We start from the raw sequence: 9,521 nt of genomic DNA on the forward strand, positions 1-9,521 counted from the left end.
CTTGCCTCATCAAGAATGTGCGCATTCGGTTTGCGGTTGGAACGAGTATTTCGCCAGCTCACTCTGCGTTATTTGCGCATGGCGGAACGGCACCATCGTGAAACCATATTCGAATGCTTTGAGAGTCACCCGGAATGAGTCCAGCACTTCGGAACCCCAGGAGTTGGAACCCAGGCCGAGAATTTGGTCGTCAAGATTGAGCGTCAGGTAATCGCTCGCTTGCAGTTCGTTGATGTGTTGCGCCTGTTGCAGCATTTCGGCGCTGTACGGCCAGAGGCTGAAGTTAATCGGCTTGCGCGGCTGGATGAAAATGCCATTGCCCTTTTCATCCTCAACGCTCAGCCAACGCACGTCCTGGCGGTTCCCGTTGTCTTGCGGGAACGGGTAGTTTTCAAACAGGCTTTCAACTGGCTGGCAATAATGACCAATCAAGTTGCTCTGGCAGCTATCGCCGTAGTTTTCGCCTGGCCCGCGTCCGTAATACTCCACCTGTTTAAAGCGCTTGCTGATGCCAAAATCGAGGCCGATTTTTGGAATGATGGCCTGATAGTTGCCGTAGGGCTGACCAGACAAATTCAGCGTCACATGGCCTGCGGGTGTCATGCGCCACTGATAAGTGCAGCGCATGCCGAAATCAAATACCGGCGGTGCGATGGTGGTATCAATCTCAACGACAATGTCGTCGCCCTGCGAGAATTGCCGCAAATCGCGGAAATTATGCTGCATCAAATGCACATAATACGGCTGCCACAACCCTTCAAATTCTTGCTTGTGGTTATCAATGGTCGGTTTAAAGAAGGTCAAATGTGGGGCGCGCCCGACAATTTCTTCGCCATCGACTAACCATGAAACCAGCTCGCCACTCAGGCGGCAGAAGGTCAGAGAAAAATCTTTACCGCTGATAAGCAAGTTGTGTTGGATGGTTTCACAACGCAGTGGCGCGGAATGATTGACCGGCAACGGTTCCTTTGAAACAGCGGCCTGGCACAGGATCTGGAAATGACCGAGCGAGTGCATCGCTTCGCTGTATGGCGTGGCGCTGCGTTTCACGATTTCCACGTTAATAAACACTTCACCCGCAGGCAGCGCGGGCGGCGTGAGTTGCAATACTTCGGACTCGCCCGGCAGCAGATGCGGCAGTGTCAGCGTTTTCTGCGCGAGGGTTTTGCCATCGACCTGATACGCCACGCGGATTTCGATATCGCCCAGCGTGCTGTACCAGTAGCGGTTTTCCACCCGCAACATATCGACTTGTTCAGTCTGTTGAACATCCACCGGGCACAAAACTTGTTTGTATTCGCGCAAGCCAGGGCCTGGGCGTTGGTCCGGGTAAATCAGGCCGTCCATACAGAAGTTGTAGTTATTCGGATAGTCGCCGTAATCGCCGCCGTACTGGTAGCGCTCGCGCCCTTGCTCGTCATGCACCAGCAAACCGTGGTCGCACCATTCCCAGATGTAATGCCCTTGCAGGCTTTTATGCTGGTTGAAAACCGCCTGATATTGCGCCAGCCCGCCCGGCCCGTTGCCCATTGCATGGGCGTATTCGCAGATAATGCGCGGCTTCGGATGCGGATATTCGCCAAACGCGTTCATCATCGAAACGCGTGAATACATGGTGCTGATCACGTCCACCACTTCGGCGTCGCGATCTTCTTCGTAATGCACCAGTCGCGTGGGATCGAGTTGCTTGCAACGCGCCGCCATCGCACGAATATTGCAGCCGTAACCCGACTCGTTACCCAACGACCAGATGATTATCGACGGATGGTTTTTCTGCGCCTGAACATGGCGTTCAATGCGCTCGACGTAAGCCTGTTCCCAGGCCGGATCGTCAGTAATACGGCTGATGTTGCCGACGTTGGCGAAACCGTGGCTTTCGAGATCGGTTTCCGCCATCACAAACAGGCCGTACTGATCACATAACGCGTAAAAACGCGGGTCGTTAGGGTAATGGGCGGTGCGCACGGAGTTGATGTTGTGCTGCTTCATCAGAATGATATCGCGCTCAACCCGCGCCATATCCACTGCGCGCCCTTTTTGGTGGTCGTGATCGTGGCGGTTTACGCCGTGTAATTTCAGGTAGCGACCATTGACATAAAACAGGCCATCGCGAACTTTAATGTCGCGGAAACCGATCTGCTGCGGCACTACTTCAACGATTTCACCGAAGTTATCGCGCAGAGTTAACAGCAGTAAATAGAGATTCGGCTGCTCGGCGTTCCACTGTTTTGGCTGTTTTACCGGCATCAAAAACTGGCAAGTGGTATCACGCTGCACCGCCAGCTCAGAGTGGCACATCTGCGCCACGCATGTTTCGCCATCAAAAAGCTGCGCGTGGAGCTGATAACCGGTGGCGTCCGTCCCGGTGAGATTACGTAATTCGCACGATATTTGCAGTTCGGCGTCGCAGTAGTTTTCATCAAACTGCGTCACGACGGTAAGATCGTGAAGATGCACTTGCGGCTGGCCAATCAGGTAAACGTCACGGAAAATCCCCGCCATCCACCACATATCCTGGTCTTCAATATAGGTGGAATCTGCCCACTGCATCACGCGCACGCTCAGCAAGTTGTCACCTGCCTGAACGTATGGGCTGAGGTCAAATTCAGCACTCAGGCGGCTGCCTTTGCTGAACCCAACATATTGACCATTCAGATACACTTCAAAGTAGGTTTCTACGCCATCGAATTTAATAATGATTTGGCGTTGCAACCAGTCGGCAGGCAGCGTGAACTGGCGCTGATAAGCCCCGGTCGGGTTATGGGTTGGCACGTGCGGAACATCAATCGGGAACGGATATCCCTCGTCGGTGTATTGCAGTTTGCCGTGCCCTTCCATCTGCCACATTCCCGGCACGGTGATTTCACCCCAGTGGTTCATCGGCTGTTGGTAAAATTCGGCTGGCACTTTTTCCGGGTGATCGAAGTAGTTAAACGCCCACTTCCCGCTTAACAACATAAACCCCTGGCTTGCCGAGCGGTTCAGTTCTTTGGCTTGTTCAACACTTTTGTAGCTATGGAACCAGGCACGAGCGGGCAGCCGGTTCTCAGATTGTTTATCTATGTTTTCCCAGTTCTTCACGCTGACTTCCTCATTACGTGTGTCTGGGCAAACAATAGTAAATATTTACTAAAACTAAAAATTAAACTTTACTAAATGACGAGGGGATCACAATAAATCGCCCTGCCGGTTTTAACCTGACAAGGCAATTCATTGTTATTGAATGATTTATTGGGGTTTTGTTGTGTCGCGCAGTTGAAGAGAGCTTGGAACAAAAACGGAAAGCGGGATGGTACGATCGTCGCGAATCCGCTCCATCAGCAGGTTTACCGCCTGCGCACCGATGGTTTCAGAATGAATGCGCACGGTTGAAAGTGCCGGGTAAACAAAGCGCGCGGTCGGAATGTCATTCACGCTGATGAGCGCCATTTGCTCGGGCACTTTCACGCCGTGTTCATGCAAGGCGCGCAGGACGCCAATGGCAATGGAATCCGTTGCCACAAACAGAGCTGGTGGGTAATCCGTTGATGATGTTAGCATTTTTAAGGCGCACTGATAACCGGCCTGGCTACTAAAATCACCGTAATAAACATCTTCTGCCTTCACGACTTTCTTGCGGCGACCATATTCTATGAATGCCAGTTCGCGTTGATCGGCAAACTCAAGGTCATCGCGCCCGCCAATAAAACCGATGCGCTGATAGCCACGGGAGATAAAGTAGTCGATCACTTTCTGGCTGATTTTGGCTAAATCGACACTGACGCAATCAAAGCGCGGGTCGCTGGTGACGCCATCAAGATAGACCAGCGGGAGTTCCTGCTGCTCAAGCAGTGCCTGAGTTGCCGGTTGAGGTTTACCAATAATCAGTAAACCATCGGCAGGAACCAGCGCACGATCGCCTTTAAAGTCATAACAAGAAACCAGCGTGATACCCAGCTTTTCGCTTTGTGTTTCAATGCCATAGCGCATCGCCAGGTAGTAAGGATCGTTAATTTCTAACTCTTGTCCGTGGGTATACAGCGCGGCAAACGTCAGTCGCTGACTCGCCTGGCGCTTCGCGCTCGGGACTTTATATTCCAGCCGTTCTGCGGCTTCGAGGATTTTCTGACGAGTCTGGCTTTTCACGCTCAGTGTGGGATCGTCATTAAGCACGCGTGAAACCGTGGCGACAGACACCTGAGCCGCTTGCGCGATTTCCTTCAAAGTAGCCATAACATCCTAATAATCATGAGATGAAAACAATAGATTAATGGCATCACGAGCCTCTGTATACCCCTGCGTTTAACCTGTTCATCGCAATTTGAAGTTGTGACTCAGTTATCGCTTTATCGATCTAAGTGTATTTTTTAGTAAATTATTAACTAATATGACATCCATTCCGCTCACTCGTAACGGCAAAAACAACAAGGAATGGATTTCATGGTGAGGATTTTATCAAGGATACCGCTGGTCTTACTGCTCGCACCTATAGGAAGTCTACTGGCCGCAGAAGCCGTTGTTCCTGCTGAACGGCAAACCCCGCAGCCGCCTGCTCTTACGGCTGACAGCGCTAAAACCGCCTTCCGTTTTTACGGCGAAATGGGCTTAGGAGGCAGCGTTTTTCTCGAGGGTAATGATAAGCACAAATACAGCGACGGCACCTATATTGAAGGCGGCCTCGAAGTTAAACACGGGAATTGGTTTGGATTGCTGTATGGCGAAGGCTGGACGGTGCAAGCCGATCACGACGGCAACGCCTGGGTTCCTGACCACAGTTGGGGCGGTTTTGAAGGCGGCATTAATCGCTTTTATGGCGGCTACCGTACCGATAAAGGCACCGAGTTTATTCTCAGCGGGCGTAATGATTCATCACTGGATGATTTGCAATGGTGGGGTGACTTCACGCCGGAATACGGTTACGTGATCCCTAACACTCGCGATTTAACCTACGCCGCCAAGTTGCAAAACCTGACGGGCAAATTACGTTACAGTGTCACAGCCGCACCGGAAAGCCGTGTCGATGAAAGCAAGGCGTGGCTGCACTTCGGGAAATATGACCGATATTCAGATAAATACACTTATCAGGCGATGATCAACGGCTATCTTCAGTACGACATTATGGAAGATTTAACGCTGCTCAATGGACTGGAAGTCACCGATGGTACCGGGCAGATGTATCTGCTGGGCCTGCAAAGCAAACATCTGGCCGGACGTGCCTGGCACCACACCGGCAAAGGCGATGGTGTAAACCCAGGGAGCGAAAGCGGGATGATGGTCAGCGGCATGATTGAGCCCGCCAAAGGTTTTTATCTTTCTACCGCATACAGTTACGCAAAACATGAACTGGATAACGAGGAAGATCAAACCACTTCTTACGCCCAGTTTGGTATCTGGTACGAGTATTTTGGCGGGAAGCTCGCCACCGCACTGGACAGCCGTTTTTATCTTGATAACGACACCACCGAGGCCAGTAATTCGGTCTTCGTGATGCAATATTTTTACTGGTAAGGATACGACATGAACACATTATTCCGTCTGGCCCCGATTGCCGCCCTGCTGGTTCTTGCCGGGTGTAAAACCACACAACAAGATACCCACACGTTGCAAGCCAACCAGTTCCAGAACGTGATCGACCGTACTGGCGCGCCACAGGCGATGCTCGATTATGATTTTGACGAACATCAGCGTTTTAATCCGCTGTTTGATGACGGGGCCTGGCACGGCCATTTATTGCCTGCCAGCAGCGAAGGAATGGGCGGATTCCCCGGCCCGGCGCTGCTGACCGAAGAATACATCAACTTTATGGCGAACAATTTTGACCGCCTGAGCGTGTACAAAAATGGCCAGAAAGTGGCGTTCACTATGCAGGCGTACAGCATTCCTGGCGCATTGATTCAGACGCTGACCGCACCGGGCGTGACGGTAAAAATGACGCTGCGTTTTGTCACTTCCCGAACGTCATTACTGGCGACAGAAATCACCACCGATGCGCCGCTGGAGCTGGTGTGGGATGGCGAACTGCTCGAGAAATATCACCTTCAGGAACAAAAACCACAGTCTGACGAAACCATCAGCCAGGCATTCCCGGAATATAACCGTGCGCTCCATGCCACGCCGGACGGTCTGAACGTGACTTTCGGCAAAGTGCGTGCGGCTTCAAACCTGATGACCTCTGGCGATTCGCAATACCAAATCCACAAAACCCTACCGATGCGCACGCAAATCGACGGCCATAAGTTTGTGGCAAAAGCCAATATTCAGGGTTCGACCACGGTTTACACCACCTATTCTCATCTGTTAACGGCGGCAGAAGTCGAGAAAGAACAAAGCAAAATCGCCGATATCCTTAAAAACCCGCAGCCATATTTGACCGCCTCGCAACAACGCTGGGAAGGTTATCTGAAAACGGGTTTGAACAACCCAGATGCGACAGCGGCGCAAACCCGCGTGGCGGTAAAGGCTATCGAAACGCTTAACGGCAACTGGCGTGGTGTGGCGGGTGCGATGAAATTTGATTCGGTGACGCCGTCAGTGACCGGGCGCTGGTTCTCCGGCAACCAGACCTGGCCGTGGGATACCTGGAAGCAAGCGTATGCGATGGCGCATTTCAACCCTGACGTTGCCAAAGATAATATTCGCGCGGTGTTCGCCTGGCAGATCCCTAAAGATGACCCGCTTCGCCCGTGGGACGCCGGTTTTGTGCCGGATTTGATTGCCTATAACACCAGCCCGGAACGCGGCGGCGACGGTGGTAACTGGAATGAGCGCAACACCAAGCCAAGCCTTGCGGCCTGGTCAGTGATGGAAGTGTACAAAACCACCGGCGACAAGGGCTGGCTGGAAGAAATGTATCCCCATTTAGAGGCCTATCACGACTGGTGGTTACGCAACCGCGACCACAATGGCAATGGCATTCCTGAATACGGCGCAACCCGTGATAAAGCCCATAACACCGCCAAAGGCGAGATGATCTTTACCGTTAAGCGTGGGAATAAAGAGCAGAAAATGGTCGGGCTGGATAATTACAACCGCGTGTTGAAGAGCGGGAAATACGACAGCATAGATATTCCGGCGCAGGTCGCCGCGTCGTGGGAGTCCGGGCGCGATGACGCCGCCGTGTTCGGTTTTATCGACCCGGATCAGTTGCAACGTTATCTGGATAAAGGCGGCAAACGTGAAGACTGGCAGGTGCTATTTGCGGAAAACCATGCCCCAGACGGCACTCTGCTCGGCTATTCGCTGCTGCAAGAGTCGGTCGACCAGGCCAGTTATATGTTTAGCGACAGCAGTTATCTGGCTGAAATGGCAAAAATCCTCGGCAAGCCGGAAGATGCACAGCGCTTTAGCGCTCATGCTAAAAAGCTCGCCGATTACATCAACACTTGTATGTTCGATAACGCCACCGGCTTCTATTACGACATTCGCATTGAAGACAAACCGCTGGCGAATGGCTGCGCGGGCAAACCTATTGTTGCGCGCGGCAAAGGGCCTGAAGGCTGGTCGCCGCTGTTTAACGGCGCAGCGACTCAGGCTCAAGCCGATGCCGTGGTGAAAGTGATGAAAGATCCAAAAGAGTTTAATACTTACGTGCCGTTGGGGACGGCGGCGCTGACTAATCCGGCGTTCGGTGCGGATATTTACTGGCGTGGGCGCGTGTGGGTGGATCAGTTCTACTTCGGTCTGAAAGGAATGGAGCGCTACGGTTATCGGGCTGATGCCGTGGAGATGGCGAACCGGTTCTTTGCTCACGCCAATGGCCTGACGAGCGATGGCCCGATTCGTGAGAATTACAATCCGCTGAATGGCGAGCAACAAGGCGCACCGAATTTCTCGTGGAGTGCGGCACATCTTTATATGTTGTACAACGATTTCTTTACGCAGAAGCAGTAAACGTAAAACGGCCCCAGAATGGGGTAATGCCTGCCAGTGAAGACGCTGGTAGGCATTTTATCTTCTATATAGAGAAATATTACCTCGGCTTTTTTTAACTATTCACTGGTAAAACCATTCACATTTATAAAAGCAGATGGTCATTTTGTCCGTTTCCCCATTTCTTTTTATGTGACATCCGTCACGGTCACTCCCTCGTTCCCTGCTTATCTTTCACGCCATCTATAATATTGATTTTATTATATTTATCTGCGTTATGGTTGTGCTTCAACCATACGTTCTGATCAATAACTCCACGGACAGGAAAGGACTTCCATCATGGCCTCAGATGGCACCCGCTTTATCTTCACCGCTGGCCGTACCCCGGCTGAAACCTTCGCTGTTGTGGGCTTTACCCTCAAGCAGTCCCTTTCTTCTTTGTTCCGCCTGGATATCACTGTCGCCTGCAATGACCCGGCGATTGGCTTTAAACAGGTACTCGACGAAATGGCCACGCTCACCATCTGGCAGGGGGAAACCCTCCAGCGCCGGGTACGCGGTATCGTGACGTTCTGCGAACAGGGCGACACCGGCAAACACCAGACGCTGTACACCATGGCGGTTCACCCCGAATTCTGGCGCAGTTCGCAACGCCAGAACTGCCGCAGCTTTCAGAACTACGACATTGCGTACATTTTTGCGAAGCTGCTTAAAGAGATGGATATCCGCACCCACGACACGCTGTTCCGCCGTCCGCATCCTGAGCGCGAGTTCTGCGTGCAGTTTATGGAAACGGACTATGAATTTATCTCCCGACTGGCGGCAGAAGAGGGACTATTCTTCTTTGAGGAGGAATATCTTAAAGAGAACGCCCAGAAGCTGACGTTTGCCGATGACAGTTCGGTCCTGCGGAGTCTGGGCTCACTGCCCTATAATCCGAACGCTGCTTCAGAATCCTCCACCTACTGCATCAATACCTTCCGCCGTAGCGCACAAATCCTCCCGGCGCAGGTCACCACCCAGGATTACACCTTCACTGCCCCTGGCTGGCCCGCGCAGTACAATGAGTACGGCAGGAAACTGGCGTACCAGCGCCCGGAATATGAAATCTTTGACTATCCGGGGCGTTTCAAGGACGAGCAGCACGGTGCAGATTTTGCGAAATATCAGGTGGAAGGCTGGCGTAATAACGTCGATTTTGCCAGCGGTACCAGCAACTCACCGCAGCTCCAGCCCGGACGCCGCTTCGCACTGACCGACCATCCGCGTGAAGACCTGAACGACGTGTGGCAGGTGGTGTCCTGTATGCTGACCGGCAGCCAGCCGCAGGCGTTAATCGGCAGTTCCGGCCAGGGCACCACGCTGAACTGCGAGTTCCGCGTGATCCCTGCTATTCAGACCTGGCGCCCACAGCCATTACCCAAACCACTCATTGATGGCCCGCAAATCGCCATTGTCACTGGCCCTGCCGGGGAAGAAATCTACTGCGATGAACACGGGCGCGTGACGGTGAAATTTGCCTGGGACCGCTATAACAAAGCCAACGAAGAAAGCTCCTGCTGGGTGCGCGTGTCGCAGGCGTGGGCAGGAACCGGATTCGGCAATATCGCCATCCCGCGCGTCGGCCAGGAGGTGATTGTCGATTTCCTTAATGGCGACCCCGACCAGCCGAT

At 52.7% G+C, this 9,521-nt stretch carries 5 protein-coding genes; 3 read left to right on the forward strand and 2 right to left on the reverse strand.

All coding sequences use genetic code 11. The features are described 5' to 3' along the window. Window positions 1–9 precede the first annotated feature (9 nt). Window positions 10–3,081, reverse strand: coding sequence for a beta-galactosidase subunit alpha (gene ebgA, locus D6029_RS15550; protein WP_120065594.1), 3,072 nt, complete (start codon window positions 3,079–3,081; stop codon window positions 10–12). A 147-nt stretch (window positions 3,082–3,228) separates the two neighbouring features. Then, window positions 3,229–4,212, reverse strand: coding sequence for a transcriptional regulator EbgR (gene ebgR / locus D6029_RS15555; RefSeq protein ID WP_120065595.1), 984 nt, complete (start codon window positions 4,210–4,212; stop codon window positions 3,229–3,231). A gap of 234 nt (window positions 4,213–4,446) precedes the next feature. Between ebgR and ygjJ the strand changes: the two genes are divergently transcribed. The 3 genes from ygjJ to tssI form a co-directional block, all read left to right on the forward strand. Continuing rightward, window positions 4,447–5,487 carry a protein YgjJ gene (ygjJ, locus tag D6029_RS15560; RefSeq protein WP_418230269.1) on the forward strand — a complete coding sequence of 347 codons (1,041 nt, stop codon included), beginning with the start codon at window positions 4,447–4,449 and terminating at the stop codon, window positions 5,485–5,487. A 9-nt stretch (window positions 5,488–5,496) separates the two neighbouring features. Continuing rightward, the gene (gene ygjK / locus D6029_RS15565; RefSeq protein ID WP_120065597.1) at window positions 5,497–7,869 is read left to right on the forward strand and encodes an alpha-glucosidase; all 2,373 of its coding nucleotides are present in this window, start codon (window positions 5,497–5,499) and stop codon (window positions 7,867–7,869) included. A gap of 318 nt (window positions 7,870–8,187) precedes the next feature. Next, window positions 8,188–9,521: type VI secretion system tip protein TssI/VgrG (gene tssI / locus D6029_RS15570; protein ID WP_120065598.1), on the forward strand; the 1,334-nt coding region annotated here is incomplete at its 3' end.

Source organism: Buttiauxella izardii (assembly GCF_003601925.1).
Lineage (GTDB): Bacteria > Pseudomonadota > Gammaproteobacteria > Enterobacterales > Enterobacteriaceae > Buttiauxella > Buttiauxella izardii.

Bases quoted from the DNA above. Each gene is read 5' to 3' on its own strand.
- ebgR (WP_120065595.1), bottom strand. From the start codon at position 4,212: ATGGCTACTTTGAAGGAAATCGCGCAAGCGGCTCAGGTGTCTGTCGCC.
- ygjK (WP_120065597.1), top strand. From the start codon at position 5,497: ATGAACACATTATTCCGTCTGGCCCCGATTGCCGCCCTGCTGGTTCTT.